Below are 25,618 nucleotides of genomic sequence, written 5' to 3' on the forward strand. Positions count from 1 at the left end.
TATGTCAACGCAAATTATTTTTAGAAGTCAGCACCACACAGCACTCCCCCGGGCGGGCGTCCATGCGCGGGCGGACCGGGCCGTCCGTGCCGAACAGCCCTTCCAGCAGGGCCAGGTTCATGCCGCAGACGAGCGGCGGGAAGCGTTCGGCAACGGCATGGAAGGGGCAGTTGCGCATGCGGACGACTCGCTCAGCTTCCGCGTCCGTACCGTCGGAACCTTCCAGGTACGGCTCGTAGCCGCGAGCGGCCAGCATCTCCACCGCCTCTTCGAGGCCGCCGCAGGACTCAGCCGAACCGCGCAGGGCCTCGCCCCGGCGGCGGGCGGCCGCGCAGAGCCCCGCGTCCAGCCCGGCCTGCTCCGCGGCCTCGGCGAGCAGCTCGGCCGCGGTGCGGTAGTCGCGGGCGGGCAGCGACACCGCCCGCTCGACCCGCGCCCGCGTGTACACCTTGGCGGGACGGCCCGCCCCCGGCCCCGAGCGCCCCGTCAGGCGCCGGCTGCCGCTCTCCAGCAGCCCGGCCTCCGAGAGCTTGTCCAGATGGTGCGCGGCGAGCGTACGCGCGACCCCGACCGCTTCGGCGGCCTCATTGCGTCCGACCTCACGGCCCTGCGCCACCACGTACTCGTACAGTCGGCGCCGCACCGGATCTTGCAACGCCGCGATCGCATCGATGTCTTCCACCCGGCCATTCTAGGAACAACCCGGGTTGGCATTAGAAGCGCGGACCTCGGGGGGTGAACGGGGGCCGCCCGGCCGCGGACCGGGGCGCCCGGCCGGCGGCCTGCCGGTAGGGTCCGGGCGGCGGCGTACCGGGATACGCCCCCAATTGCGCGGCGCCAGCGGCATGATGTGCACATGAAGACGACCTCGGGCGCGACGGCGGACGAGGCGTCCGCTGCCCGCTACGGCCATGCATGGGACGTCCTCGTCCCCGCCCGGGCCGGCTACCTGGCCCACGTCCCGCCCCATTACGACGAGACCTTCCACGAGGTGGCGCAGCGCGCCGACCGTGCGGGCAGCCTCGGCAAGGCCGACATCGCGGCGCTGGTCGTCTGGAAACGGCTCTCCGCGCGGACGCGGTGGGCATCGGCGCTCATGTCCGAGCCCGACAGCCAGGTGCGCGCCGTCACCGAGCGAGCCGTGGCCGCGGTCCGCGACACCGCGCTGCCCCTCGGTGAGGCGGCCGGCGCAGGACGTCGCGTCATCACCGCGCTGCCCGGCTTCGCCTCCGGTGACGCCCTTGCCTCAGCGGTCCTGACCGCAGCCGCACCTACGCGGATGGCCGTCTACGACCGCCGTGTCCAACAAGCACTCGACGCCCTTGGTCTCACCCTCACCCGGGCGCCGGGACGCTACGGCCGCTACGTGCAACTCCTCGACGACCTCCTCGCACACAGCGCGGCGCCCGCCGCAGGCTGGACCCCGCGCGACATCGACACCGCCCTGTACTGGTCCGGTGGGAACCCCGGACAGCCGTAGTCCGCCGAGTTGAGGTTCAGCGCCTCGCCGAGCCGTACCGGGGTGAGGGATTGCCCGCGCGGTCGGCGTCGAGCAGCCGGACCAAGGCCCGCAGGGCGCTCGCGTGCAGGCCGTTGCGTACGGCGAACCCGGGCCTCCGTAGGCGGAGTTCAGGGTGGGATGATTGATCAACGAGAGGCCGCTCAGGAGGTACACCGTGTCCGCATCCCAAGACTTCTTCGCCGCCTACGACGCACTGCTGGCCCGCTGGCCGGCCGGTACCGCCGAGATCGACGTCCCGACCCCGTACGGCACGACCCGGGTCCATGCGTACGGGCCGGTCGACGCCCCTCCGCTTCTGCTCCTGCACGGCGGCGGCTCCACCGGCGCCGTCTGGTTCGCCAACGCCGCGGCGCTCGGCGTGGACCACCGGGTGTTCGCCGCCGACATCCTCGGCGACGCCGGCCGCAGCGTGCGGGCGGGCCGCCCGTTGCGTGCCACCGCCGACCTGATGGCCTGGCTGGACGCGCTCCTCGACGGCCTCGGCATCGCCGGCGTCAGCCTGCTGGGGCACTCCTACGGTGCCTGGATCGCGCTGACGTACGCCCTGCACGCGGCGCAGCGGGTCGAGCGGCTGGCGCTCCTCGATCCGACCCAGTGTTTCGCGGGCTACCGCCCGAGTTTCCTGCTGCGCTCACTTCCCGTGCTGGTGCGGCAGACGGCGGCCCGCGCGCTCGGTTACCTCGACCGCGAGACGGCGGGCACCGACACCGACCCGGAGTGGAAGCGGCTCTACGCCCTGGCGGTCTCGGATGTCGCGGACCGCAAGCTGATCGTGGGCCGCCGCCCCGACCCCAGGGCGCTCCGCGCCCCGCTGCTGGTCCTGCTGGCCGGCCGCAGCAGCGCTCACGATCCGGAGAAGGTCGCGGCCCGCGCCCGCGAGGCCGTACCGCACGCCCGGATCGAGACGCTCCCGCACCTGACCCACTACGCGCTGCCCACCGCGGCCCCCGCGCAGACGAACCGCCTGCTCGTTGAGTTCCTCACGATGGCAGCCGACCAGTCCCGGGAATGACGCTCCAGACCGGTGGTGTCGGCGTGCAGCAGGCGCGCCGCCAGTACTGCGAAGGCCGGGGTGGGACCCCCGTGCGGCTGTCACCGGGGCCGGGCAACAAGCGGAACAGGGCGGTGGCCTGCCGCGCCCTCTTCGGAAGAGGAGCACGACGGGCCACCGCCCTGCGTGGGTGTACCGCGCCGTCGCGGTGCGACTACCAGCGATACCAGCGGCCGCTGCCCCCCTTCGGACGAGCGACGAAACCGATCAGCCACAGCACCAGCACGGCGATGGCGACCCACCAGAGGATCTTCACCGCGAAACCGGCACCGAAGAGGATCAGGGCGAGCAGAAGAACGAGAAGCAGGGGAACCATAGTTATCAACCTCCGAAGCGCCTTCTGCCCGGGCGCTCCGCCCCCATGCATTCGATTCTTATTTGTTTCTTATCCCCGCAGGTGGGCAAGAGATCCCCGCCTTCCGCACAGCCCAGAGTCAGATGCGGCCGCCGGTGAGCCTGGTGAGCGGGCCGCGGCGGCGCAGGGCCGTGCGGCGGCCCAGGGTGTAGGCGGTGGTTACGGCGGCCGCGCCCGCGGTGGCGGCTCCGGCCGCGATGGCCTTGCGGGCCCGGAGCGCGCTCCAGACCCAGCCGGCCCGGCCGACGGTGCCGCGGAGTGCCTGCGCCGCCGCTGCGGTCTTCTCCGCCAGCGGGGCGGGCAGCGCCGTGAATACGCCCGCGGTGCCGCTCGCCGCGTCGGAGGCCGCCTTCGCGCCCTCGCGCGCGGCACTCCCCGCCCGGGACCTGGTCTTGGTTCCGTTGGAGGAACTACGGTCTGTGGAACGGCTGTTGGTGGACTTCTCCGATTCAGTCATGTCCCGCGTGTAACCGCATGCCCGTGTGGTAAACCCCGCGCGGTCACAGGAGCTTTCCCAGCGGCCCGAGGTCGATGTTGAGGTCCTCGGGGCGGAGTCCGAAGCGGCTGCGCAGGAGGTCCATCCGGTCTTCGAGGAGCATTAGCGTCAGGCCGAGCCGCTCCTCCTGGTCCTCGGTGAGGCCGCCGCTCTCGACCCGGCGCAGGGCTTGGCACTCCATCAGCTGCCGCAGCAGTTCGATGACGGTCAGGACGAGGCGGGCGAGGTCGCGTTCCACGGTGTCGGGGTCGAGGTCCACCCGCTGCGGACGGCTCATGACGCTCCTTCCCTCCAGGGGGCGGGCACGGTGTCGTTCACCGAGCTGATCAGGGCTTTGAGGTCGATGCGCACCAGGTCGATGTCGGCGATCCGCAGGGTGATGTCGCCGGCGAGGACCACGCCGCCCGCCAGCAGGCGGTCGAGGAGGTCCACGAGGGCGACATCCTGGTCTCCGGTCATGCGGGTTCGGCCGACGCGGCGGGCGCGGTGGTCTGGGTGAAGGAGTAGGGAACCCAGGGGCCGGTGACTTCCACCCGGAGGCCGGGCGGCAGGTCGTCGGCCGCCGGGACCTTGTCGAGGAAGGCCTGTCGGTGCGCGGTGGGCACGAGGTAGGCGGCGTTGAGGACGTTCTGTCCGGGCGCCTGGGAGAGCTGCTGGTGCTGGGGCGGGTGGAGGACGGCGCCGGACGCCTCGTGGCTGAGCCGTTCGTGGAGGGCCTCGGCCGTTCGCTGGGCCCGGCCGGTACGGTCGGCCTGGTCCCGGCGGTCCGCCAGGCGGCGGCGGAGGTAGTCGCGGCCGGAAGCGGCGGAGGCGGTGGAGGCGGTGGAGGCCCCCGCCGTGCCCGGGCCGGTGGCCGGGGGGACGGCGGGTGCGGGCTGCGCGTAGAGCTTGACGCCCCACTCCTCCGCGCCCTTCACCCGTTCCAGGGCTTCGCCGATGGCCCGGTGGGCGTCGGCCAGCAGCCGCCGGACTCCGTCGCGGCCCCGGCAGAGGGTCGCGAGCCGGAGCGGAACAGTGGTGGTCTGGCGTCCGACATGGGCGACCACGTCGTGGTGGGCCCGGGCCACGTCGGCGAGCCAGTCCAGGTCCTCCAGATGGGCGCGCAGCGGCTCCTCGTCGAAGTGGGCCGCCGCCACGGGCTCTGCGACTGCCGTGAGCCCCTGGTGCTCGACCAGCTCGAGCCCGTGACCCAGACGGGCCTGTGGGTCGAGCGCCAGGGGCACGGACTGCGGCGTCGCGCTCCGCAGCACGGTGTAGACGTAGAGCAGTTCGTCGGTCACGGCAGTTCCTCCTGGCGCGCTTCCAGCTCGGCGACGCGTCGGCGCAGTTCCTCGTTCTCCCTGCCGAGTTCGCGGTGCCGTGCCTTGGAGGAGAGGGCGGGGTCCTGTTCCCACCAGTCGATCCCCATCTCCTTGGCCCGCTCCACCGACGCGACCACCAGGCGGAGCTTGATGGTGAGCAGTTCGATGTCGAGCAGGTTGATGCGGATGTCACCGGCGATGACCACGCCCTTGTCGAGGACCCGTTCGAGGATGTCGGCGAGGTTGGCACTGGAGTTGTCGTCGTAAGGCCGGGGCAGGCCGGAGGGCATGGTCATGCGCGCCGTCGGTCTTCCCGGCGGGCGCGCGGCCGGGCGGCTTCCGGCTCGTCGTCCTCGGGGGCGGGGCCGGCTTCCTCGTCCGGTTCCACGCGGTCGCCCTCGGGGGTGTCGGCTTCGTCCTCGTAGCCGTCCTCGTCCTCGTAGGCGTACGCGTCCGGTTCGTCCTCGCCCTCGTCCTCATAGGCCTCGTCGTAGGCGTCGTCGTCCGCCTCGTCGGCCTCGGGGGCCGCGGCTTCGTCCTCGTAGGGGTCGGTCGTGTCCTCCGCGTCGGTCTCGTCGGGCTCCTCGTGCTCCGCGGACTCCTGGTGGTCCTCGACGAGCTCGCCCTCGCGGATCTCACCGCGCCAACCGTCGGACCCGCCGCCCTTCACGGTGAGGTAACGGGCGTAGTTCTTCAGGTCCAGGCGGACCCGTCGGCCCTGTGCCCGCCAGAGGTTGGCGGTCTTCTCCATGAGGCCCTGCGGGTGGTACTCGATGACCAGCAGGACACGGGTGAGGTCGACCGCCAGTTCGTGGAAGGTGACCACGCCGCGGGTGGTGCCCTTGGCGCCCTCGGACGTCCAGGCGATGCGCTCGTCGGGCACCTGCTCGGTGACGTGAGCCGTCCAGCTGCGGCGGGACCAGAAGATCTTGGCGTTCCAGTTGCTGGTGGTCTCGTCGGTGGCTTCGGCGCTGGTGACGGCGCGCGCGAACTCCGGGAAGTCGCGGTACCGGGTCCACTGGTTGTAGGCGTCCTTGACGGGCACGCCGACGTCCACCGATTCGAGGATGACGGTGGGCCGGCCGCGGCCGGGCTTGCCGCCCCGCCTGCCCAGCCGGTCGCGCAGGGCGTCCGCAGCCTTGTCCTTGGCCTGCTTCGCCCCGGCTTCGACGACCGCCCGGAGGGGGCCGCGCCCCTTGCCGATCCTGCGGGCACCGTCGAGCGCGAGTGCCTTCAGGCCGGGGCTGCTGCCGTCGGCCAGTGCGTTCAGGTGGGCGGTGGACCGGCCCATGGCCCGCCCGGCCCCTGCCAGCAGGCGTTCGGCCTGGGCCAGGAGGTAGGCCTCCAGTTCCTGCTTGGCCCGGTCGGCGGCGGGACTGTCCTTGAGTCGTGCCAGGGTGGTCTCAGGCATCGCCGTCACCTCCCCGGCCGCGGTCGGCGGACCGCTTCGCGGCGCGCCGGGCAGGCGGTTTGTCGGCGCCGGTGCTGCTGCGCTTGGCCCTGTCGGGGCTCTTGGCCGTGCCGGAGGAGGTGCGGCGGTTGCCCGTACGGGAGGCTGCCTGCTTGCGGGCCGGGCGTTTGCGGGCCGACCGCTCGGCGGCGCCGTCCTCGTCCCCCTCGTCGGCCGCCCGGGCCTTGCCCCGCTCGCCGCTCTCGTCCTCCCCGTCAGCCTCATCGGCCTCGTCGGTCGCACGGCCGTCGTCCTCGTCGTCGCGGCCGGTCAGGCCGGCGAGGCGGTCCTGTACGTCCAGCGTACGGTCGTGGAGCCGGTCGGCCACCGCCTCCAGCCGCCGGTCGAGCAGGGCGCTCGCGGCCGCCGATCCCACCCCGCGCAGGTCCGTACGCAACTGCTCGCGTATCTCCTTGAGCTGGGGGCTGTCGCCCAGCCGGCTGCCTATGAAGGAAGCGACCGACGCTCCGTCCGGGGCGAGTTTGCGGCCGAGCACCAGCGTCGTCAGGCCGAAGGCCAGTTTGGCCTTCTTCGTGCGGCCGAGCACGTAGCCGGCACTCAGCGCCACTCCCATTGCCATGCGGTTGTTCATTGGGGTCGCATCCTGGTTTCAAGTCGGGCCAGGAGTTCGTCCTCCCGGCGGTCGAATTCGGACTCGTCCATGCGGCCCGCCTCGAAGGCCGCGACGAGCTCGGCGAGCTCGCGCTGGACCACGGCGGGGTCGTAGTACTGCCGCTCCGCTTCCGCGACGACCTGGCGCAGGACCCAGCCGGTCCCGCGCAGCGGCGCGGCAGGGAGCAGCAGTACTTCCTTGAGCAGCCCCACGGGGGCTCAGCCCGCCTCGGCGAAGCTGTACGGGGGCAGCGGTCCGGTCGCCTGCACCTGGAGGTGTTCGTACTGCTCGTACAGGCCGCGGACGGCGGCGAGGAAGTCCTCCCGGCGCTCGCGGTCGACGAGGAACGAGTAGTTGGCGAGCCAGCCCGTGCCCTCGGGACCCCGGCGCACCCCTTCGGCGAGGGGCGCGAGGGTCTGCTCGATCAGTCCGGCGTCCGCGCGCTCGCGCTCCGCGACCGCCCGGGCGACGAGTTCGCCGAAGGCCAGCTTCTGCTCGTGGGTGCCGCCCCCTGCCGCACGGTTGGCCTCGTGCCGGGCGCGGAGTTCGGGGTCGGCCGCGAGTACGGCGTACAGGACCGCATCCTCGTGGTGGTTGGCCTTGACGTTGTACTCGTCCCGGCCGGTCAGGACGCCCAGCCGGGCCAGGTAGGCGTCGTGGTGCTCGTTGAGGATCGCGCCGACGGCCTCGTCGTCGGGAGAGACGCCGCCGAAGCGCAGCGGCAGGACGGGCCCGCTCACCTGCGCCTGGATCACCACCCGCTGGTGGGCGAGCAGATCGCGGCGCTTGGCCTTCAGCTCCGTGGGAGCGTCGCTGACCAGGGCCACCAGCTCCCCGGCCTTGACGGTACGGACCGGCAGCGGCGGATCGCCTATCCCCTCGATGCTGTCGGGCAGCTTCTGCGATGCGCGGGTGATGCCGTAGACGTAGGTGCTCATTCCTTCTCCTCCCGGCGGGTGGTGGTGCGGCGCCGCGGCCGGCTCTCGGTCGTCTTCTCTTCGGAGCTCTCGTCGCGGGCCTGGCTGAAGGCGTCGGAGATGGTCTGCGCGGCGCCGCTCAGGGCGCCCTTGGTCTTGCCGCGTGCCCCCGATTCGGTCATTTCACCGACGAGGTCGGGCAGGCCGGGGCTCTTGCGGGGGCCGGCTTCCAGGTCGAGTCGGTTGCAGGCCTCGGCGAAGCGCAGGTAGGTGTCCACGCTGGCCACGACCACGCGTATGTCGATCTTGAGGATCTCGATGCCGACCAGGGAGACCCGTACGAACGCGTCGATGACCAGGCCGCGGTCCAGGATGAGTTCGAGTACGTCGTACAGGCCGCTGGAGCCGCCGCCCGAGGCGGCAGGTGCGGGCTGGGCAGGAACGACAGTCATAGTTTCCGGTTCCCTTTCTGTCGGGCAGGGCCGGGCGCTTCCGCCGGATCAGCGGCGGTCCGCACGACCCCTTTCGTAGCGGCGGGTACGCCGGTAGCCGATGAGCTCGCCGTCGCCGTCGACTTCCACGTCGTACGAAGCGAGCAGCGTCATCGTGTCCGGAACGCGGGGCAGTTCGACGATCTCGACCTTCAGCTTCCAGGTGCCGTCCTCGGCGCGCTCGCAGGAGCTCACCGCCTCTGCCGGCAGGCCGAGCAGCTGGGACAGCTGCTGCATCGCCGAGAGGATCACCGCTGCCGGGCGCGGGGGCTTCCTTTCGTCCGCCTTCTTCTGTGTGTCTTCGTCAGATGTGTTGGCCATGACTTCCTCCTGCCGCGTATGACCGACTGACCCGGCCTCAAACGGTGCGCGTTCGCCGGGGGCGGTGGGGGCGCTCCGGAGCGCCTTGCTACAGCGGGCAGTTGTTCGGCGTCTCCGCCGAAGCGAGCGCCACCGTGCGGGAGGTTCGGGCAGCGTGAGCCGCCGGGTGTGCCACCGGAGCCTGGCGGCCTGTTGTCGGGCGGCGAGTTCTTCGTACTCGCCCAGAAGCCCGACCATGGCTTGCGGGCGGACCCGTGTCCGAGGTCCGCCCTGCGCAGAACGTGTTGAACCCGCCGGGGCGGGCGCGGGTCAGCCCAGCGTCCGGTCCTCCGCGATGTCGCAGTCGGTGTAGACCGGCGGCCTGGTCATCAGCCCCGAGAGCTGCTGGGCCAGCTCGCCGGTCTCGGGCGCGTTGCTGTTGGCCATCGCGGCCTCGTGGGACTCGAACCGGACCACGGCGAGGTAGCGGTTGGGGTTGGCCCGGTCCCGGAGCAGGGTGCGGGCGGCAGGGGTGTTGCTCCGGCCCGTCGAGCGGACCTGCTCCTCGTAGGCGCGCATGAGGTCACGTACCTCGTCGATCCGCTCGGTCTCGAAGTCGATGATCTGTGCGAACTTCATGGTCCGGTTCCTCCTGGAGCGTGGTGGCCGCGCGGCTCGGGTGCTGTCTGCCGTCAGCAAACACCGCCGCCCGCGGCGCCTCCGGCTCACACGCCCGGCGGCGCGGCGATTCCAACAGGATGGCTGCCGGGAGGCAGAAGATGGGCCGGACGAACCATGCTGCCTCGGACGCGGAGGAGGACGAGGGTGTACCGACCGGACGGCTGGGACACACGGGTGCGCATCGGCGTGCTCACCCCGCACGCCGATGTGGGACCGGAGTCCGAGCTGCGGGCCATGGCACCCGGCGACGTCGGGATCCACGCGGCGCGCGTCCCCTTCGGCGCGATGCGGTCGGGCGGTGCCATGGACCCCACGATCCCGCTCGCCCCCGTACGGGCCTTCGCCGACCCTCCCCATGTCGACGAGGCCGCGCAGCTGCTGGCCGCCGCGCCCGTCGACGTGCTCGCGTTCGCCTTCACCAGCTCGGCGTACGTGACCGGAGCCGAAGCCGAGGCGGGGATGCTGGACCGGCTGTCCGCGCGGGCGCACGGCCTGCCCGTGGTCGGCACCTGCTCGGCCACGGCGCGGGCGCTGCGCGCCCTGGGGGCGGACCGGATCGCCCTGGTCGACCCGCCGTGGTTCAGCGCCGAACTGAACGGCCTCGGCCGGGCGTACTACGAAGCCGCGGGCTTCGGGGTGGTGTACGCCGCTCCCTGTTCGCTCCCCAGCGGGCAGCGGCTGATCCGGCCCGCCGAACTGCACGACTGGGTCGCCGGCCACGTGCCGTCCGACGCCGAGGCCGTGGTCGTCGGCGGCAACGGTTTCCGCGCCGTGGGGGCAGTGGAGAGCATGGAACGGACCCTGCGACGGCCGGTACTGACGGCCAACCAGGTACTGCTGTGGGCCGCGCTCCGGGCCGCCGGGAGCTCGGCCGCCGGGATCGACGGATACGGACAGCTGTTCTCGCGCACCACCGACAGGTGACTCCGTAGGGCCGACGGGCACCGCACGCGCGTGCATCGCGTTCGGCGGCCGCCGTCCCCCCCGGTGGACGCGCGCGGCGACCGGTCACACGGGCGCGTGGGTCGCGAACGCGCACCGCGTGGTACCGGCGTCAGCGGGCGTCCGGGTCACCGCCCTCCCGGCGGCTGCGCCGACGTCGGCCGAGGGCCCCCGCCAGACCGATCAAGGCGCCCGAGAGCGCGCCGGCCACGAGGATGCGCAGCAGGTTCTCCATCGAATACTCCCCTCCGAGCCAGGTTCACCGTCGCTCGGGCCGCCCCGGCCGCCGGTCGGGGAAGGCTTCGTCCCGGCGGAGGCGGTCCAGGTACGCAGGTGCCTGATCGACTACGAGCGGCGACACTATCGGCGTGCGGACGGCCTGGCTTGGACAAATCTGACCTCGGCCGTCAGAGCGCGAGGGCTCCCTCCGCCACTCGGGCCGTCGCCAGCCGGCCGGGGGTGGTGCCGGCCAGCGCGCGGAACTCGCGGTTCAGGTGCGCCTGGTCGTAGAAGCCACAGGCGGCCGTCGCCTCCGTGAGGTGCGCGCCCTCGCGGGTGAGCAGCCTCATGGCCCGGTGGAAGCGCAGTACGCGGGCGGACGTCTTGGGCGTCAGGCCCACCTGCTCGGTGAAGCGGCGCACCAGGTAGCTCTGGCTCCAGCCCACTTCGGCCGCGATCCGGCTCACCGGGATCGCCCCGCCGGCGTGGGACAGCAGTCGCCAGGCGTGGGCCACCTCGGGCGCGGGACGGGGGCCGCGTTCGAGCCGGGCGGTCAGCGCGAGGTCCAGCAGGTCGAAGCGGGCCGCCCAGTCGCCGGTGGCCGCCAATTGCTCCACCAGCATTCCGGCCTCGGGGCCGAGGACGTCACCGAGCTGGACCACCCTGTTGGTCAGCTCGCTCATCGGCACGGCGAACAGCCGGTAGGCACCCAATGGGGTCAGCTCCAGCCGGATGGCCTCCTGGCCACCGGGATGGTCACAGTCCCGGGGGCCGTCCTCCAGACCGGCCACCAGCGAGCCGGTCACCTGACTGTGGGGTGCCGTGCCGTCCAGTCTGCTGATGTGCGCGAACGGTTCGCCGAGGCTGATCACCACGACGGCTCGGCCCGTGGGGACCAGCCGCACCCGGTAGGGCGAGGCCGCCGCCTCCCAGTAGCCGGCGTAGCTGTGCACGATCGGCCGCAAGTGCGGCGGCCACGGGCGGGTCACCCGCCACCGGGCGCCCACCCGCGTCATCTCGACCCCCGGACCGGCCCGGCCCGTGCTCGCGCCCCCCGGCATACGCCGCCCCCTCCCGCGCCGATACGACAGCATCCTAAGGAGGGGCCGGGGCGCCGGCTCCGCCGGACCGGCAGGCGGTACCTCAGGTGTCCGGTTCCGCGGCCGAGATCGCGGCGAAGGCCGACCCCGGGTCGCGTTCCACCTCCAGGTCGCCGAGGGTGACGACGCCGACGAGTCTCCCGTCCGCCGTCTGTACGGGCAGGCGCCGCAGTGCGTGCCGGCGCATGAGGTCGCTGGCCTGGTCGACGCCGTCGTCGGGCTCGACGGTGATCATCTCGGTGCTGCAGACCGCCTGCACCGTCGTCTCGGCGGGATCCCGGCCCTCGGCCATGGCGCGGATGACGAGGTCCCGGTCGGTCAGGATGCCGCGCAGCCGGCCTTCGTCGACGACCAGGACGTCCCCGATGTCGGCGTCGCGCATCACGCGCGCGGCCTCTGCCAGTGAGGTGCTTTTTTCGACGGTCACCGGCTTCTCGGTCATCACCTCGTGGACTCGTCGGGTCATGGCTCCTCCCGCTGCTGGAAGCGGTTGCGGCTGTTGCCGGGCGCCTACCCCTCCTGGCGAGCAGTACGCCCCGGTAGGCCTGCGGCGGTTCCGGGGCGCCCGATCGGCCGGAGCCGCCGCTGCTCACGGCTGCCCGTCGGCTGCTCACGGCTGTCCCCCGGCTGCCGCGGCCGGCTGCCGGAGGGTGCGGCGTCTGCCGGGGGGTGCGGCGGGAGGGTGCCGCCGGAGCGGGTGGAACGGGCCCGTCGGGGATCTACGGGCGAGGCCGGGGCAGCACCGCATCGCTTGGGCCGTCCGGGGGGAAACGACGTCCGGCGCGCGCAGGGCGGGGAAGGACAGAGGTGGATCACGGCCACGGCGACAGGATTCGGTGCGCGCGCGTGCATCCGAAGGTTCACCGGCCGCCGAACCACCGAGAGCGCAGTCGCCCATCCGACGGAGGACCGCAATTGATTCCGAAGGCCGTTCTCGAACACGCCCAGGCCGCGGCACGGGCCGGGTCGACCGGTCCCGGGTGCGCGCGGGTGGACGCAGACGTGGCCGCGGCGGTGCGCCAGGAGCTCGCAGCCGTCCTGGACGAGCTGCGGGTCGGGGCCCGCGCGCTCGACTCCGTCTTCGCCTCCGACGTGGCGGACCGCCTCGCCGCCTTCACCCTGCGGGGCGGGCGCCGCAACCGGTCGAGGTTCCTCTGGTGGGCCGCCCGCGCCTGCGGGGCCGGCGAGGCCCTGACCCCGGCCCTGCTGCGCGTCGCCGCGGCCCTGGAGCTGATCCAGACCTGCGCCCTCGTCCACGACGACGTGATGGACCGGTCCGCGCTGCGCCGGGGCGGCCCGTCCTTCCACGCACAGCTCGAAGCGCAGTACGCCGACGGGTGCGGGGAGCCCGGAGCCTTCGCCGCCTCCGCCGCCGTCCTCGCCGGGGACCTGGCCCTCGTATGGGCCGACGACCTCGTGGCCGCGGCCGGTCTGCCGGATGCGGCACGGGACCCGGTGCTGGAGATATGGCGGCTGATGCGTACCGAGATGGTGGCCGGACAGTACCTGGACCTGTACACCCAGGCCACCGGCACCCGTTCCACCGTGCTGGCGCTGCGCACCGCCTGTCTGAAGACGGCCCGGTACACGGTGGAGCGGCCGATGGTCCTGGGCGCCGCCATGGCCGGGGCGGGCGGCGCCACGGTGGCGGCGCTGGGCGCCGCCGGGCGCTGCGCCGGGGTCGCCTTCCAGCTCCGCGACGACCTGCTCGGGGTGTTCGGCGACCCCGAGGTCACCGGGAAGCCGGCGGGCGACGACGTCCGGGCGGGCAAGAACACCTACCTGGTGGCGCTGGCCCGGTCCCTCGCCGCCGCCCGCCCGGACCCGCGTGCGCTGCGCCTCCTCGACCGGTCCCTGGGCGACCGGTCCCTCACCGAAGCCGGCCTGGCCGAGGTCAGGGAGGTCCTCCGGGGCACCGGGGCGGTCGCCCGCGTCGAACGGCGGATCCGGCGGCTGGCCGCCACCGCCGAGCGCCACGCGGGCCGGGCGGAGCTCCGCGGCCCGGCCGCGCTCACCCTCGTACGACTCCTGCGGGATGTGGCGTCCCCCGGCCCGCTGCCCTCGTCCTCGCCCCCGCCCCCGTCACCGTCCCCGGCCGCCGCGGCCCGGTGCGCCGGAGGTGGCCGATGAGGACGGTCCCCGGGCGTACGGACCACGTGGTCGTCGTGGGCGCCGGCCTGGCCGGCCTCGCCGCCGCCCTGCACCTGCTGGGCGCGGGGCGGCGGGTGACCCTCGTGGAGCGCGCCCGGGTACCCGGGGGCAGGGCGGGTCTCCTGACCAGGGGCGGCTTCCGCTTCGACACCGGCCCCACCGTCCTGACCATGCCCCACCTGCTGGAAGAGGCTTTCGCAGCCGTCGGCGACGCGCTCGGCGACCGGCTGGAGCTCACCCCCCTGCACCCCGCCTACCGCGCCTCCTTCGCCGACGGCAGCTCGCTGGACGTACACACCGGCGCCGAGGCCATGGAAGCGGAGGTCGAGCGGTTCGCCGGGAGCCGTGAGGCACTGGGCTACCGGCGCCTGCGCCACTGGCTCCAGGACCTCTACCGGGCTCAGATGAAGCGGTTCATCGACACGAACTTCGACTCGCCCCGGCAACTGCTGCACCCCGACCTCGTCCGCCTGGCGGCGCTGGGCGGCTTCGGCCGGCTGGACCCCGCCATCGGACGCTTCGTCAAGGACGAGCGGCTGCGCAGGGTCTTCTCCTTCCAGGCCCTGTACGCGGGCGTCCCGCCGGCCCGCGCGCTGGCCGCCTACGCGGTCATCGCCTACATGGACACCGTCGCCGGCGTCTACTTCCCCACCGGAGGCATGCACGCCCTGCCGCGTGCCATGGCCGCGTCCGCCGCCGACGCGGGCGCCACCCTGCTCTACGGGCAGGAGGTGACGCGGCTGGAGCGGCGCGGCGAGCGGATCACCGCCGTCGTCACCGACCGGCAGCGCATCGCCTGCGACGCCGTCGTCCTCACGCCCGACCTGCCGGTCACCTACCGGCTCCTCGGGTCGTCACCGCGGCGGCCCGTGCGGCTGCGGCACTCGCCCTCGGCCGTGGTCCTGCACCTGGGCACCGACCGCAGCTGGCCCGGGCTCGCCCACCATTCGATCTTCTTCGGCCGGAAATGGAAGGAAACCTTTCACGAGTTGACGCGGACCGGGCGGCTGATGAGCGACCCTTCCCTCCTCGTCACCCGGCCCACCGCCACCGACCCCCAGCTGGCCCCGGCCGGGCGGCACGGCCTGTACGTCCTGGCGCCCTGCCCGAACACCGACGTCGGGCCCTCGGCCGGCCAGTGGGCCGTGCTCGGACCCCGCTACCGCCGGGAGCTGCTCGCCGTGCTCGAACGCCGGGGCCTGAGCGGTCTCGAAGCCGCCGTCGAAGAGGAAGTCCTGGTCACCCCGGCCGACTGGACCGCGCAGGGCCACGCCGCCGGCACCCCCTTCTCCGCCGCGCACACCTTCGCCCAGACCGGCCCGTTCCGCCCGCGCAACCTCGTGCGGGGCACCTCCAATGCCGTCATCGCCGGCTGCGGCACGACACCCGGTGTCGGCGTCCCCACGGTCCTCGTCTCCGGGAAGCTCGCCGCCGCCCGCATCACGGCGGAAACCCGGCGTCCGCTCCCCCGCGGCCGGTCCACCGAGAACGGAGCTCCGGCGTGACCCGACATGAACTGGACGCGGCCGGCATCACCGAGCCGGACCTGCGCGCCGCGTACGCCGCCTGCCGGCGCCTCAACGCCCGCCACGGCAAGACGTACTTCCTCGCCACGCGCCTGCTGCCCGCCGAGCGCCGCCCGGCCGTCCACGCCCTCTACGGCTTCGCCCGGTGGGCGGACGACATCGTCGACGACCTCGGGGGCGCCGCTGAAGGGCAGCGCTCGCGGCTCCTGGACGACCTCACCGCCTCGCTCACGGCGGTACTGGGCGGCGGTGGCAGCGAAGACCCCGTCGTGCGCGCCCTGGCGGACACCGCGGCGCGCTACCGCATCCCGGCCGCCCACTTCACCGACTTCCTGGCCTCCATGCGCAGCGACCTCAGCGTCACCCACTATCCGACGATGCGGCACCTGTGCGCGTACATGCACGGCTCGGCCGCCGTCATCGGCCTGCAGATGCTCCCCGTCCTCGGCACGGTCGGCCCCCAGGACGAGGCCGCGCCGTACGCCGCCGCGCTCGGCGAGGCGTTCCAGCTGACCAACTTCATCCGGGACGTCGGCGAAGACCTCGACCGCGGCCGCGTCTACCTGCCGCTGGACCTCCTCGGCGCGCACGGCGTGGACCGCGACCTGCTGCTGTGGAGCCGCGGCACGGGGCGTGCTGACCCCCGGATCACCGAGGCGCTCAAGGCCGCGGTCGCGCACACCAGGAGCGTCTACGCGCGGGCCGCACCCGGCATCGGCCTGCTGCACCCCACGAGCCGGCCCTGTATCCGCACCGCTTTCGTGCTGTACGGCGACATCCTCGACGCCGTCGCCCGCGACGGGTACGCCTCGGTGCACCGCCGCTCGACGGTCCCCCGGCGGCGCCGGGCGGCCGTCGCGGGGCGGGGCCTGGTACGGGCCGTCGCCGCCCGACGGCGCCGCTCCGGCGGCTTCCCGCAGCAGGCCGGCCGGCCCGCGCCGCAGAACCTGACCGAGAACGTGACGGAGACAGCCCGGTGAGTCCGAAACGCACCCGCCGCAGCCGCTACCCGCTCAGCCTGCGCCGGGCGCCCGTCCCCTGGGAGCGCCAGGAGCCCACCTGGCGCGCCGCCTCGCCACGGGCCATCGGGGCGTCGCTGGAGCGCGCGCTCGCCCGCCCGTCGGGCAACTGGTACGTGCTGGGCGCCTCCTGCGGCATCGGGCCCGGCAGGCCGCACGGGTTCACCGTGGCCGGCGAGGAGATCGTGGCGTGGCGCGACGGGCAGGGCCGGCTGGCGGCCGGCCCCGGCATCTGCCCCCACCTGGGGGCCCCGTTGGCGCAGGCCCGGGTCCACTGCGGGACACTCGTCTGCCACTGGCACGGACTGGCCCTGGACGGTGGCCCGTTCGCCGGCTGGACCGGCTACCCGGCGCACGACGACGGCGTCCTGTGCTGGGTCCGGCTCGATGCGCACGGCGGGGAGGAGCCCACGCCCCGGCCCGTCGTACCCCGGCGGCCCGGCCCGGCCCGCGCGGTGGCCGCCGTCTACGGGGCCACCGGGACCTGCGAACCCGAGGACATCGTCGCCAACCGTCTCGACCCGTGGCACGGGGCCTGGTTCCACCCCTACTCCTTCGTCGACCTCCGGGTGCTGGACGCGCCGGGCCCGTCGGCGCCGGCACCGGCCGAGGCCCTGGTGGTACGGGTGTCCTTCCGCCTCGCCGGCCGGATCGTCATCCCCGTCACCGCCGAGTTCACCGCCCCCGGGCCCCGTACCGTCGTCATGCGCATCACCGAGGGCGAAGGGCGCGGCTCCGTGGTGGAAACCCATGCGACCCCGCTGGGGCCGGGGCGGGACGGCCGGCCGAGGACCAGGGTGACGGAGGCCGTCATCGCCGCGTCCGAGCGGCCCGGGTTCGCCGTCGCCCGGGCCGGTGCGGCGCTGCTGCGGCCGCTCATGCGCCAGGCGGCGGGCCGGCTCTGGAAGGACGACCTGGCGTACGCGGAACGCAGATGGCACCTGCGCAGCACGGGCCGCTTCCCCGGCTGACGCCCGGGAGCGGACCGTTTCAGGCCCGGCCCAGCCGCGCGAGGGACCGCATCGTCGCGGACCGCCCCCGGGCCGGCACCGTCCACAGCGTCTCGCCCCGTACCCCCCACTGCTCCAGCAGGGCGTTGGCGGCCAGGAACCCGCTCGTGGCCGCCCGCTCCATGAGCGCCACCGGCAGCCCCGTACGGACCATGTCGCCCGCCACCACCAGCCGCGGATCGGGGGTGCGGACCCCGGGACGGGAGGCGTAGCCGCCGGTCTCGAACAGCGGGCAGTCCTCGCGCCATTCGTGCCGCACGTCGACCGTCCCCGCCCCCCGGGTCTCCTCGTACACGGCGTGCAGCTGCTCCACGAGCCGTTGCTCCACCTCCGCGCGATCCCGCGCCGGGTCCACGGCGTACGCGTGCAGTTCCACGACCGAGCCGCCGGTACGCAGCGCCCACCGGTGGGCCTCGCCTTCCCAGCGGTCGAGGACGCTGACGTTGTCCAGGTCCCCGTAACCGCTCGTCCCCAGGAAGCCCGGGCGCTGCGGCCGTACCGGCCGGTCCAGCCACAGTCGCGAGACGAGGAACGGCGGGGCGGTGCGCAGCCCGGCGATGTCGGCGCGCCACTGTTCGCCGCCGAGGCCGGGCGAGGCCGCCACGACCCGCCGCAGACCGGGGACGTCCATGGCGAGGACGACCGCGTCGAAGCGTTCGTCGCGGCCCGCCGCCCGCACCTCGTGGCCGTCGGGCCCCGCGGGGCGGACCTGCTCCACGGCGGTCGCCGTGCGCACGTCGGCGCCCAGCACGGCGAGGTGACGGCCCAGCGGCTCCCACAGGGCCTGCGGGAACGGCTCGCGCGGTACGTCGAAGAGCAGGCCCTCGCTGGAGCCGAGGAAGTAGATGTGGAACATCAGCACCAGCTCGGCTGCCGACAGCCGCGCCGGGTCGGCGAAGAAGCTGCGGGAGAACACCTCGAACGCGAGGTGGTGCGCGGCTTCCGGAAACCGGATCGCGGCCAGGAACTCGGCGGCGCTCACCCCGTCGAGCCGCCGGTAGACCTCGGGCACGGCCACGTCCAGCAGCGGCAGCGCGGCGCGCGGGTCCATCCGGGTCAGGTCGCGCCAGCCGAAGGACGGACTGCGGGCGACGAAGCCCAGCGCGCTGAGCGGCGGTGTGCGCGGTACCCGGGCGAAGCCGTCCTCGCCGCCGCCGCTGTGCCGCAGCGGGTAGTCGGGCAGCCCTACGAGACCGTGCAGGCCCGGATCCGTACGCCTGAGCAGCGCGCGCAGGTTGTAGTACTGGCGGAAGAAGGCGTGGAAACCGCGGCTCATCGTGGCCCGCGCACCGTCGCCGAGCCGGACCGGCCACCCGGCCAGTCGCCCGCCGAGTCCGTTCTCCCGCTCGAAAACGGTCACCGTGACCCCGCGCTCCGCGAGCAGCACCGCGGCGGCCAGCCCAGCGATGCCGCCGCCGACCACCGCGACGTGCGGTGCGGGTCCGGCGATCCGCTCCCGGCCCGGCCGCCCCGGTACTTCGCGCGCCCGCCGGTCCTTGCCCGGGTAGCGGCGCTCCCGGCTCTCGGAGGTCATGCCGTCGGCCTCCCGCGTCCCGGGGCCCGCGCCACGAACGTGTGGGTGATGCCGCCCTGCCACCCGGCGAGCGGCAGGGTCCGTACGTCGGTGAACCCCGCGCGGCGCATCCGGTCCGCGAACCGCGGGGCCGTGTCGAAGGCGACGACGCTGCGCCACAGGTGCTCGTACAGTGCCGCGTCCCCCGTCGCCCGGCCCAGCGGCAGCACCACTGTCCGGCACACCGCGCTCCAGGCGGCCCGGTGCACCGCGCGGCCGCTCAGCGTGTACTCGTGCACGGCGATGCGGCCGCCCGGGGCCATGGCCGCGAGGACCGCCGCCAACGCGCCGTCGGTGTCGGTGACGTTGCGGAAGAGGTAGGCGGCGAAGACCGCGTCGAAGGGGCCGCCCGCTCCGGCGGCGGGCAACCGGTCCGCCGGTGCGTGGACGAAGGAGACGTTGTGCGGCCACCGCTTCGCCGCGGCCCGTTCCAGCATCCCGGCCGAGGCGTCGACCGCCGTGATCTCGCACCCCTGGGCGCCCGCGGCGAGCAGCGCGGCGGTCGAGGCGCCCGTTCCGCAGCCCAGGTCGAGCAGCCGGCTGCCGGGGGGCAGCGACCGGACACCGAGCCGGCGGGCGGAACGGCGCAGTTGGCTGTGGTAGCCGGGGTGGGCGCCGACCAGCAGGTCGTAGGTCGAAGCGGCGTGGTCGAAGGCGGCGGCCAGGTCGTCGTCGCGCAGCGGGGGCAGGGGTCGCGTGAGTGGCATGGGTTCCTTCCGGGGGGCAGCCGTGGGAGCGTCCGCGGCGGGTCAGGAGTGCGTCCGCCGTGGCACCAGGGGCAGTTCCAGCAGGGACACGAGCATGGGGGCCACGGGGGTGCGCAGGCCCAGCAGGAAGTCCTCCCACCAGGCCGTCGTACCGTCCAGGAACCGCAGCAGCCGGTCGGCCGGCACCGTCCGGAAGAGGTCGGCGAAGAAGCGTGCCCCGTCCATCCGCCCGGTCGCGAGGGCGCGCAGCAGCACCGCGTCCATGGCCAGCGGGCGGGCCCCGTACGGGCGGGGGACGGCCGGGTCGCGGCCGTGGCGCAGCGCCGCGTCGATGGCCCGGGTCTGGCGCTGGATCGCGGCGAAGGTGTAGCCCGTCGAGGGCCGGGTCGCGCCGCCGGCCGCGCCGATGGGCACGATGGAGTGGCCGCGCCTGCGCGGATAGCGGGAGTCGGTCATGGGGATGACGCCGGACTCGGTGCCGCCGACCGTGAAGGCGCGCAGGCCGAGGACGTCTCGGCAGTAGGCCAGCAGTTCCCTGTCGTAGGCCGCCTCGGGAAGCACGCGCGGCGAGAACTGCGTGTACTCCACCAGGGCTTCGGTGCGGCTGAAGGGCAGTACGTAGCCGAAGGACAGGCCCGGCTCGGGCTGCGGCGTCCGGAAGTCCATGAGGTGGGCGCAGGCCGGATCGAACGCCGGAGCCGGGGTGTGGACGAACCAGCCCTTGAAGTGCTGGAGCAGGGCGGTGCGGGAGGGCGGCAGGGGGCGCAGCGGGCGCGAGTCGAAGGCCCACTGCGCGCGGTACGTCTGCGCACGCCCGTCCGCGTCGTACCCCCGTACCTCCGCGCCGCCCGGGCGGTCCCGTACCGACTCGACGTCCAGTCGGCCGCGTCGGCAGCCGCGGGCCGCCAGCGTCCGGCCGGCGGCGGCCTCGAACTGCGGGGAGCGCAGCATCTTGTACCGCCACGGGCCGAGTTCCGTTTCGGCGGGGCGGCCGTCGCCGCCGGTCACCCGCAGCCGGTCCCAGTGGCCGGTCAGCAGCGGGTCGTGGTCACCCGGGCCTTCCTCCCAGAAGCACCAGGTCCGGTCCGGCGCACGCAGGGGGCCGGCGCCCGCTTCGAGGAGGACCACGGAGGGCGGACCGGTGACCCAGCTGCCGGGGGCGGTCAGGCGCAGGGCGAGGCTCAGGCCGGCGGCTCCCGCCCCGATGATCACCACGTCCGCGTCCCGGCCCAATCGACCCACCCCTTTCGCTCCGCTCCACAGTGACCGCTGCCCTGCTTCCCTTCCCCGAGTGCGGCCGTTGCGGATGCGCCGGCTCGCCCGTATGGCCTCCTGCGGGGCCGCTCTGCGTGCCGTGGCCCGAGCGGAGCCGGGGCTCGGGTATCACCGTGGATGGCGGGAGACGCGCGCCGGGGTGTGGCGGGTTCAGGAAGGCGGCTGGTGGACGTGGAGCGGCATCGGGGACTCGTGGCGGCGGAGGCGGCCATCGGGGCGCTGCCCCGGGGGTGGACGGCGGCCTCGGAGCGGGCGGCGGGCGGGTTGTGGCGGCTGCCGAGGGCGGCCGACGCCGTGGAGTCCGCGTTGGGACAGGGCACGGAGGGGCTGCGGGAGCGCGGCTGGGTGATGGTGCGCGCCCGGGTGGCGGAGGAGATCGGCTCGGGCCGGGACTGGACGCGGGAGGCCGCGGTATGGCTCGCGCGGGGAGGGGCGACGTGGCGCGAGTCCGCCCGGGTGACGGGCGACCTGGCGTGGCGGGCGCGGGCCGAGGGAGCCAGTGCCCTGCTGTTCCTGGACGAGGCGTACGTGGCGTCGCTGGATCCGGGCACCGCGTCCGGGCGGGCCCTGTGGCACTGCTTCCTGACGACGCTGCGGTACGACTTCCGCTGCGTCGCCATCGAGGAGTTCTTCGCCGGGCCGCCGACCGGGCGCGAGCACGCGGACCCGTACACCGACGCCCTGCACGCCTTCGCCCTGCTCGGGCGCTCGCGGGCGGAGGGGCTGGAGCTGATGGCGGACGTGGTGGCGAGGGCGGGCGACGAGGAGAAGGTGGTCCACGCGCTGCTGCACGGCCTGTGGCTCGGCGAGAACCTTCCCCGCCAGGCCTCGCTGATGCTGGAGCTGCTGGAGACCCCCGCCTTCGCGCAGGGCCTGCTGGGGCCGGAGGCGCTGTTCCGCAAGGCGGGGGCGCTGCGCAGGCTGCGACAGTACGAGCCCGCCCTGGCGGCCGTGCAGAGCGCGATCGACCGCCTCGATCCCGGCGAGGTCGTCGTGCACGCCGACTGCGTCCGCGAACGCTCCCTCATCCTGGCGGAGCGCAGCCTCCACACCACGACTCCCACCCCCGACGCCACCCCGCCGCCGGGGCCCGGTTGAGCCGGCGGTGGCCGCGAGGCGTCGCGGAGCCGACCCGCTGCGGCGCGGTCACCGCCCGTTGCGGCCGAACCGCCCCGTCGCCTCAAGGATCGCGTCGTGCATCGCGGGGCTGCCCGTATGGCCCGACTCGTCGATCACCTGCAACTCCGCGTCGGGCCAGGCTCCGGCCAGCTCCCACGCGGTCTTCAGCGGGCTCCCCAGGTCGAGCCGGCCGTGGATCAGCACCGCCGGGATCCCGGCCAGTCGGCCCGCATCGCGCAGGAGTTGGCCGTCTTCGAGCCAGGCGTGGTGCGCGAAGTAGTGCGCGCAGATCCGGACGAAGGCGATCAGCGCGTCGCCGGGTCTGTCGCTGTACGCGCCGGGCCGGCCGTGGGCCTCGTGGGCGATGACGGCGTCCTCCCAGGCACACCAGTTCCGCGCGGCCCCGATCCGTACCGCCTCGTCGGTGCTGTTCATCAGCCGGTCGTAAGCGGCCACGAGATCGCCGCCCCGGTCCGCCTCCGGCAGCGCGTCCCGGAACGCCTCCCAGGCGCCGGGCAGCAGGCGCCCGACGCCGCGGTAGAGCCACTCGATCTCCTCGGGCCTGGTCATGGTGACGCCCGAGATGACGATCTCGGAGACCCGCTCGGGATGGCGCTGGGCGTACGCGAGGATCAGCGTCGAGCCCCAGGAGCCGCCGTAGAGGAGCCAGCGCTCGATGCCCAAGTGCTCGCGCAGCCGCTCCATGTCGGCGACGAGGTGGTGGGTCGTGTTGTGTTCGAGGCTGACGGCCGGATCGGACGCGTGGGGCCGGCTCTCGCCGCAGCCGCGCTGGTCGAACAGGACGATCCGGTACGTCTGGGGGTCGAACATCCTGCGGCTGCCGCGGCGTCCCCCGCTGCCGGGGCCGCCGTGTACGCACAGGGCCGCCTTTCCCCGGGGGTTGCCGCTCGTCTCCCAGTAGATCCGGTTGCCGTCGCCGACATCGAGGAAGCCGTGGGCGGACGGCTCGACCGGCGGGAACGGCTGGGCCATGACGAACTCCTCCTAGCGGGGCCGTGACCGTTGTTCACACCACAGCCGGGCCCGCTTGAGCTTCGGTGGCTACGGGGCTTGCGGCGGGGTGAACTTCGTCAGGATCAGCAGGGTGTCGACGAGGTCCGCGGCCGGGGCGCCGGTGGCCAGGCGGCGGAGTTGCTGGCCGAAGACCAGGGCTACGGCCACGCCGGCCAGGCGTTCGGGGTCCGGCACGCCGAGCTGGGTCAGGATCCGGGTGGCCAGCAGGTCGTAGGCGGCGAAGCAGTCCGCCGCGGCGGCGCGCAGCCGCTCGTCCCGGCCGGCCTGGACGTACAGCTCGAAGGGGGCGATGTGGCGGCTGTCGAAGGCGTTGCCGCCCGCGACCTGGGCCACCACCTCGGCCGCCTGCCCGATGTCGAAGCGCTCGTCGGTGCAGGCGTCGGCGAGCTCCGTGAAGTGCCGGGTCTCCTCCGCCACGAAGTGCAGCAGGCTTTCGCGCAGCAGCTCGTGCTGGGTGGCGAAGTGGTAGGTGACGGAACCGAGGGAGACGCCGGCCTCCTTGGCGATCCGCCGGTTGGTGACGGCGGCGATGCCGTCCTGCCCGATGATCCGCAGTACGGCGTCGATGATGCGCTGGCGGGTGTCGGAAGCATGGGGCATGTCGGCATTCTGCCCCATCGGCTGACACGAGTACCCGGGCCCGGCGGGGGAGTTGGGGTGCCGGGGGTGTGGACAGCCGACAGGGCAGTCCCTACTGTTCGTTCGAACGAACAGCAGAGGGCCGCCGCCGCACGGGAGTCGTCGTGGACATATCGGGATCGAACGTTCTGCTCACCGGGGCCACCGGAGGCATCGGCTCCGCACTGGCCGCGCGGCTGACCTCGCAGGGGGCCCGGCTCACGGTCAGCGGGCGCCGCGAAGAAGCGCTCAAGGCCACCGCCGACGCCTGGGGCGCCCGCACCGTGGTCGCCGACCTCGCCGTCCGGGCCGACGTCGTCCGCCTCGCCGAGGCCTGCGCCGGGGCGGACGTCCTCGTCGCGAACGCCGCCCTGCCCGCCAGCGGCGAACTGCTGGACTACAGCGAGGACCAGCTCGACCGCGCCCTGGACGTCAACCTGCGCGCGCCCGTCCTGCTGTCCCGGCTGCTCGCGGCGCACATGGTGGCCCGCGGCCGCGGTCACATCGTGCTGGTCGGTTCCCTTTCCGGCAAGGCGGCGACCAAGTCGACGTCCCTGTACAACGCGACGAAGTTCGGGCTGCGCGGATTCGCCTTCGCCCTGCGCCAGGAACTCAGGGGCACGGGGGTGGGCGTGTCCCTCGTACAGCCCGGCTTCGTCCGCGACGCCGGGATGTTCGCGGCCACCGGCGCCACCCCGCCGAAGGGCATCAGGACCGTCACCCCGGGCCAGGTCGCCGACGGCGTGGTCCGAGCCGTCCACCGCGACCGGTGCGAGGTCAACGTGGCGCCGCTGGAGCTGCGGCTGCTGAGCGCCATCGCCGGGCAGTTCCCCGGATTCGCCGAGCGGATCCAGGCCCGGACGGACATCGACGGCTCCGTGCGACAGATCGTCGACGCCCAGCGCTCACACCGGTAGGCGGGACGCCGGACGGCTGCGCCCAGGTGGTGGCGGTCGGGCTCGACGGGCGGATCTGGCACGACGTGCGCGAGCCGGACGGCTCCTGGGCGCCGTTCGCGCAGGTACCGGGCCCGAACGGGAGGGACCCCTTCCCCGCGGGCCAGGTCCGCGTCACCGCCCTGCGCGACGGCGCCACCCACCTGACGGCCATCAGCGCCGGCTGGCCGGGGATGGCCGGCCCTGGGGGCGGAGCCGCGGCTCCGCCCCGTACCCGGCTTTGGCCGGCCCGGCCCGGCGGCCGTAGGGTTGGCCGACAGCGAACCATGACCATGATCGACCAAGAGGAGCAGCCGTGAGCGAGTCGGCGTCCATCGCCCTGCAGGAGCAGATCGCCCGGGAACTCCAGGTGTCGGAGACCTTCGACGCCGAGCTGGAGATCGAGCGCCGGGTGGCCTTCCTCGCGGAGCGGCTGACCTCGACCGGCCTGCGCGCCCTGGTGCTCGGCATCAGCGGCGGCGTCGACTCCACCACCTGCGGGCGGCTGTGCCAACTCGCCGTCGAGCGGGCCCGGGCCGCCGGCCACGAGGCGGCCTTCTACGCGATGCGGCTGCCGTACGGCGTCCAGGCCGATGAGCGGGACGCCCAGCTCGCGCTCTCCTTCATCAAGGCGGACCACGTCCTGACGGTGGACGTGAAGCCCGCCAGCGACGCCGCGCTGGCGGCGGCCGTCTCCGCGGGCGTGCGCTTCCGCGACGCCCACCACCAGGACTTCGTCCAGGGCAACATCAAGGCGCGCCAGCGCATGATCGCCCAGTACGCGGTGGCCGGCGCCCACGCGGGTCTGGTCGTCGGCACCGACCACGCGGCCGAGGCGGTCTCCGGCTTCTTCACCAAGTTCGGCGACGGCGCGGCCGACGTGGTGCCGCTGACCGGGCTGACCAAGCGCCGGGTGCGGGCCGTCGCGGACGCCCTGGGCGCCCCCGCCGAGCTGGTGTGGAAGGTCCCGACCGCCGACCTGGAGACCCTCGCCCCGGGCAAGGCCGACGAGGACGCGCTGGGAGTCACGTACGACGACATCGACGACTTCCTTGAGGGCAAGCCGGTCGACGGGCGGGCCTTCGAGACCATCGTGCGCCGCTACCGGCTCACCGAGCACAAGCGGCAGTTGCCCGTCGCCCCGTAGTGCGGTTCCAGGGTCCCCGGGTGGCGCCGGCCGACGCGGCTACGGCGGTGGCGCCGGCCCGGGAC

The 25,618-nt window shown here is 74.0% G+C and carries 33 protein-coding genes; 11 read left to right on the forward strand and 22 right to left on the reverse strand.

The window, feature by feature from the left end:
- Positions 1 to 4 precede the first annotated feature (4 nt).
- Positions 5 to 682 (reverse strand): helix-turn-helix transcriptional regulator, encoded by a 678-nt coding sequence (locus ACZ4M3_RS17660; RefSeq protein ID WP_467733531.1) that lies wholly within the window; start codon positions 680 to 682, stop codon positions 5 to 7.
- Positions 683 to 856: 174 nt separating this feature from the next.
- Between ACZ4M3_RS17660 and ACZ4M3_RS17665 the strand changes: the two genes are divergently transcribed.
- Positions 857 to 1,480 carry a hypothetical protein gene (locus tag ACZ4M3_RS17665; protein ID WP_467733533.1) on the forward strand — a complete coding sequence of 208 codons (624 nt, stop codon included), beginning with the start codon at positions 857 to 859 and terminating at the stop codon, positions 1,478 to 1,480.
- Between the two features lie 196 nt (positions 1,481 to 1,676).
- Complete coding sequence (locus tag ACZ4M3_RS17670; RefSeq protein WP_467733535.1) at positions 1,677 to 2,534, forward strand: alpha/beta fold hydrolase; 858 nt, start codon at positions 1,677 to 1,679, stop codon at positions 2,532 to 2,534.
- 193 nt (positions 2,535 to 2,727) lie between these two features.
- Here the strand turns inward: ACZ4M3_RS17670 and ACZ4M3_RS17675 are convergent, their stop codons facing one another.
- From ACZ4M3_RS17675 to ACZ4M3_RS17735, 13 genes are all read right to left on the reverse strand, one after another.
- Positions 2,728 to 2,889 carry a hypothetical protein gene (locus ACZ4M3_RS17675; RefSeq protein ID WP_037792689.1) on the reverse strand — a complete coding sequence of 54 codons (162 nt, stop codon included), beginning with the start codon at positions 2,887 to 2,889 and terminating at the stop codon, positions 2,728 to 2,730.
- Positions 2,890 to 3,007: 118 nt separating this feature from the next.
- Positions 3,008 to 3,385, reverse strand: coding sequence for a hypothetical protein (locus ACZ4M3_RS17680; RefSeq protein WP_467733537.1), 378 nt, complete (start codon positions 3,383 to 3,385; stop codon positions 3,008 to 3,010).
- A 43-nt stretch (positions 3,386 to 3,428) separates the two neighbouring features.
- On the reverse strand, positions 3,429 to 3,701 hold the full coding sequence (locus ACZ4M3_RS17685) for a gas vesicle protein K (protein WP_467733539.1): 273 nt from the start codon (positions 3,699 to 3,701) through the stop codon (positions 3,429 to 3,431).
- Positions 3,698 to 3,883, reverse strand: coding sequence for a gas vesicle protein (locus ACZ4M3_RS17690; RefSeq protein ID WP_467733541.1), 186 nt, complete (start codon positions 3,881 to 3,883; stop codon positions 3,698 to 3,700). Before ACZ4M3_RS17690 ends, ACZ4M3_RS17685 begins: the two co-directional genes overlap by 4 nt.
- Positions 3,880 to 4,704, reverse strand: coding sequence for a GvpL/GvpF family gas vesicle protein (locus ACZ4M3_RS17695; protein WP_467733543.1), 825 nt, complete (start codon positions 4,702 to 4,704; stop codon positions 3,880 to 3,882). Before ACZ4M3_RS17695 ends, ACZ4M3_RS17690 begins: the two co-directional genes overlap by 4 nt.
- Positions 4,701 to 5,021 (reverse strand): gas vesicle protein, encoded by a 321-nt coding sequence (locus tag ACZ4M3_RS17700; RefSeq protein WP_453357477.1) that lies wholly within the window; start codon positions 5,019 to 5,021, stop codon positions 4,701 to 4,703. Before ACZ4M3_RS17700 ends, ACZ4M3_RS17695 begins: the two co-directional genes overlap by 4 nt.
- On the reverse strand, positions 5,018 to 6,136 hold the full coding sequence (locus ACZ4M3_RS17705; protein ID WP_467733545.1) for an SRPBCC family protein: 1,119 nt from the start codon (positions 6,134 to 6,136) through the stop codon (positions 5,018 to 5,020). Before ACZ4M3_RS17705 ends, ACZ4M3_RS17700 begins: the two co-directional genes overlap by 4 nt.
- On the reverse strand, positions 6,129 to 6,755 hold the full coding sequence (locus tag ACZ4M3_RS17710; protein WP_467733547.1) for a DNA primase: 627 nt from the start codon (positions 6,753 to 6,755) through the stop codon (positions 6,129 to 6,131). Before ACZ4M3_RS17710 ends, ACZ4M3_RS17705 begins: the two co-directional genes overlap by 8 nt.
- 8 nt (positions 6,756 to 6,763) lie before the next feature.
- Positions 6,764 to 7,000, reverse strand: coding sequence for a gas vesicle protein GvpG (locus ACZ4M3_RS17715; RefSeq protein ID WP_453357150.1), 237 nt, complete (start codon positions 6,998 to 7,000; stop codon positions 6,764 to 6,766).
- Positions 7,001 to 7,006: 6 nt separating this feature from the next.
- On the reverse strand, positions 7,007 to 7,726 hold the full coding sequence (locus ACZ4M3_RS17720; protein ID WP_467733549.1) for a GvpL/GvpF family gas vesicle protein: 720 nt from the start codon (positions 7,724 to 7,726) through the stop codon (positions 7,007 to 7,009).
- Entirely contained in the window at positions 7,723 to 8,157 is a 435-nt protein-coding gene (locus ACZ4M3_RS17725; RefSeq protein ID WP_467733551.1) for a gas vesicle structural protein GvpA, read from the reverse strand. Before ACZ4M3_RS17725 ends, ACZ4M3_RS17720 begins: the two co-directional genes overlap by 4 nt.
- A 48-nt stretch (positions 8,158 to 8,205) precedes the next feature.
- Positions 8,206 to 8,517 carry a gas vesicle protein GvpO gene (gvpO, locus tag ACZ4M3_RS17730; RefSeq protein WP_467733553.1) on the reverse strand — a complete coding sequence of 104 codons (312 nt, stop codon included), beginning with the start codon at positions 8,515 to 8,517 and terminating at the stop codon, positions 8,206 to 8,208.
- Between the two features lie 309 nt (positions 8,518 to 8,826).
- A complete protein-coding gene (locus tag ACZ4M3_RS17735) occupies positions 8,827 to 9,135 on the reverse strand; it encodes a putative quinol monooxygenase (protein WP_467733555.1) in 309 nt (102 codons plus the stop codon).
- A 186-nt stretch (positions 9,136 to 9,321) separates the two neighbouring features.
- On the opposite strand from ACZ4M3_RS17735, the gene ACZ4M3_RS17740 reads away from it, so the two are divergent.
- Positions 9,322 to 10,101, forward strand: a complete 780-nt coding sequence (locus tag ACZ4M3_RS17740; protein ID WP_467733557.1) for a maleate cis-trans isomerase family protein — start codon at positions 9,322 to 9,324, stop codon at positions 10,099 to 10,101.
- 130 nt (positions 10,102 to 10,231) lie between these two features.
- On the opposite strand, the gene ACZ4M3_RS17745 is transcribed toward ACZ4M3_RS17740, so the two are convergent.
- The 3 genes from ACZ4M3_RS17745 to ACZ4M3_RS17755 form a co-directional block, all read right to left on the reverse strand.
- A complete protein-coding gene (locus ACZ4M3_RS17745; RefSeq protein WP_467733559.1) occupies positions 10,232 to 10,354 on the reverse strand; it encodes a hypothetical protein in 123 nt (40 codons plus the stop codon).
- Positions 10,355 to 10,526: 172 nt separating this feature from the next.
- Positions 10,527 to 11,399, reverse strand: coding sequence for a helix-turn-helix domain-containing protein (locus tag ACZ4M3_RS17750; protein ID WP_467733561.1), 873 nt, complete (start codon positions 11,397 to 11,399; stop codon positions 10,527 to 10,529).
- Positions 11,400 to 11,481: 82 nt separating this feature from the next.
- The gene (locus ACZ4M3_RS17755) at positions 11,482 to 11,904 is read right to left on the reverse strand and encodes a CBS domain-containing protein (RefSeq protein WP_467733562.1); all 423 of its coding nucleotides are present in this window, start codon (positions 11,902 to 11,904) and stop codon (positions 11,482 to 11,484) included.
- 524 nt (positions 11,905 to 12,428) lie between these two features.
- On the opposite strand from ACZ4M3_RS17755, the gene ACZ4M3_RS17760 reads away from it, so the two are divergent.
- From ACZ4M3_RS17760 to ACZ4M3_RS17775, 4 genes are read left to right on the forward strand one after another with little or no spacing between them, the layout of a single operon-like run.
- Positions 12,429 to 13,568, forward strand: coding sequence for a polyprenyl synthetase family protein (locus ACZ4M3_RS17760; protein WP_467733564.1), 1,140 nt, complete (start codon positions 12,429 to 12,431; stop codon positions 13,566 to 13,568).
- Positions 13,565 to 15,094 (forward strand): phytoene desaturase family protein, encoded by a 1,530-nt coding sequence (gene crtI / locus ACZ4M3_RS17765; protein ID WP_467733566.1) that lies wholly within the window; start codon positions 13,565 to 13,567, stop codon positions 15,092 to 15,094. The genes ACZ4M3_RS17760 and crtI overlap by 4 nt, the downstream gene beginning before the upstream one ends.
- Positions 15,091 to 16,095: a phytoene/squalene synthase family protein gene (locus ACZ4M3_RS17770; RefSeq protein ID WP_467733568.1), complete on the forward strand. Its 1,005-nt coding sequence runs from the start codon at positions 15,091 to 15,093 to the stop codon at positions 16,093 to 16,095. The genes crtI and ACZ4M3_RS17770 overlap by 4 nt, the downstream gene beginning before the upstream one ends.
- Entirely contained in the window at positions 16,092 to 17,105 is a 1,014-nt protein-coding gene (locus ACZ4M3_RS17775; protein ID WP_467733570.1) for a DUF5914 domain-containing protein, read from the forward strand. The genes ACZ4M3_RS17770 and ACZ4M3_RS17775 overlap by 4 nt, the downstream gene beginning before the upstream one ends.
- A 19-nt stretch (positions 17,106 to 17,124) precedes the next feature.
- On the opposite strand, the gene ACZ4M3_RS17780 is transcribed toward ACZ4M3_RS17775, so the two are convergent.
- From ACZ4M3_RS17780 to ACZ4M3_RS17790, 3 genes are read right to left on the reverse strand one after another with little or no spacing between them, the layout of a single operon-like run.
- On the reverse strand, positions 17,125 to 18,678 hold the full coding sequence (locus ACZ4M3_RS17780; protein ID WP_467733572.1) for an FAD-dependent oxidoreductase: 1,554 nt from the start codon (positions 18,676 to 18,678) through the stop codon (positions 17,125 to 17,127).
- Complete coding sequence (locus tag ACZ4M3_RS17785) at positions 18,675 to 19,424, reverse strand: class I SAM-dependent methyltransferase (protein WP_467733574.1); 750 nt, start codon at positions 19,422 to 19,424, stop codon at positions 18,675 to 18,677. The genes ACZ4M3_RS17780 and ACZ4M3_RS17785 overlap by 4 nt, the downstream gene beginning before the upstream one ends.
- Positions 19,425 to 19,466: 42 nt before the next feature.
- Entirely contained in the window at positions 19,467 to 20,666 is a 1,200-nt protein-coding gene (locus tag ACZ4M3_RS17790) for a lycopene cyclase family protein (RefSeq protein ID WP_467733576.1), read from the reverse strand.
- 204 nt (positions 20,667 to 20,870) lie between these two features.
- Here ACZ4M3_RS17790 and ACZ4M3_RS17795 point away from each other — a divergent pair, with 204 nt between their 5' ends.
- Complete coding sequence (locus ACZ4M3_RS17795; protein ID WP_467733577.1) at positions 20,871 to 21,797, forward strand: hypothetical protein; 927 nt, start codon at positions 20,871 to 20,873, stop codon at positions 21,795 to 21,797.
- 48 nt (positions 21,798 to 21,845) lie between these two features.
- Here ACZ4M3_RS17795 and pip read toward each other — a convergent pair whose 3' ends face one another.
- A complete protein-coding gene (gene pip, locus ACZ4M3_RS17800) occupies positions 21,846 to 22,811 on the reverse strand; it encodes a prolyl aminopeptidase (RefSeq protein WP_467733579.1) in 966 nt (321 codons plus the stop codon).
- Between the two features lie 69 nt (positions 22,812 to 22,880).
- Positions 22,881 to 23,453, reverse strand: coding sequence for a TetR/AcrR family transcriptional regulator (locus tag ACZ4M3_RS17805; protein ID WP_467733581.1), 573 nt, complete (start codon positions 23,451 to 23,453; stop codon positions 22,881 to 22,883).
- A 143-nt stretch (positions 23,454 to 23,596) separates the two neighbouring features.
- Between ACZ4M3_RS17805 and ACZ4M3_RS17810 the strand changes: the two genes are divergently transcribed.
- The 3 genes from ACZ4M3_RS17810 to nadE are packed head-to-tail and all read left to right on the forward strand — an operon-like array spanning position 23,597 to position 25,553.
- Positions 23,597 to 24,388 carry an SDR family NAD(P)-dependent oxidoreductase gene (locus ACZ4M3_RS17810; protein ID WP_467733582.1) on the forward strand — a complete coding sequence of 264 codons (792 nt, stop codon included), beginning with the start codon at positions 23,597 to 23,599 and terminating at the stop codon, positions 24,386 to 24,388.
- A gap of 26 nt (positions 24,389 to 24,414) precedes the next feature.
- A complete protein-coding gene (locus ACZ4M3_RS17815; RefSeq protein ID WP_467733584.1) occupies positions 24,415 to 24,726 on the forward strand; it encodes a hypothetical protein in 312 nt (103 codons plus the stop codon).
- Positions 24,723 to 25,553: an ammonia-dependent NAD(+) synthetase gene (gene nadE / locus ACZ4M3_RS17820; RefSeq protein WP_467733586.1), complete on the forward strand. Its 831-nt coding sequence runs from the start codon at positions 24,723 to 24,725 to the stop codon at positions 25,551 to 25,553. The genes ACZ4M3_RS17815 and nadE overlap by 4 nt, the downstream gene beginning before the upstream one ends.
- The last annotated feature ends 65 nt before the right edge of the window (positions 25,554 to 25,618 follow it).

It is taken from the genome of Streptomyces sp. NPDC026522 (genome assembly GCF_055567555.1).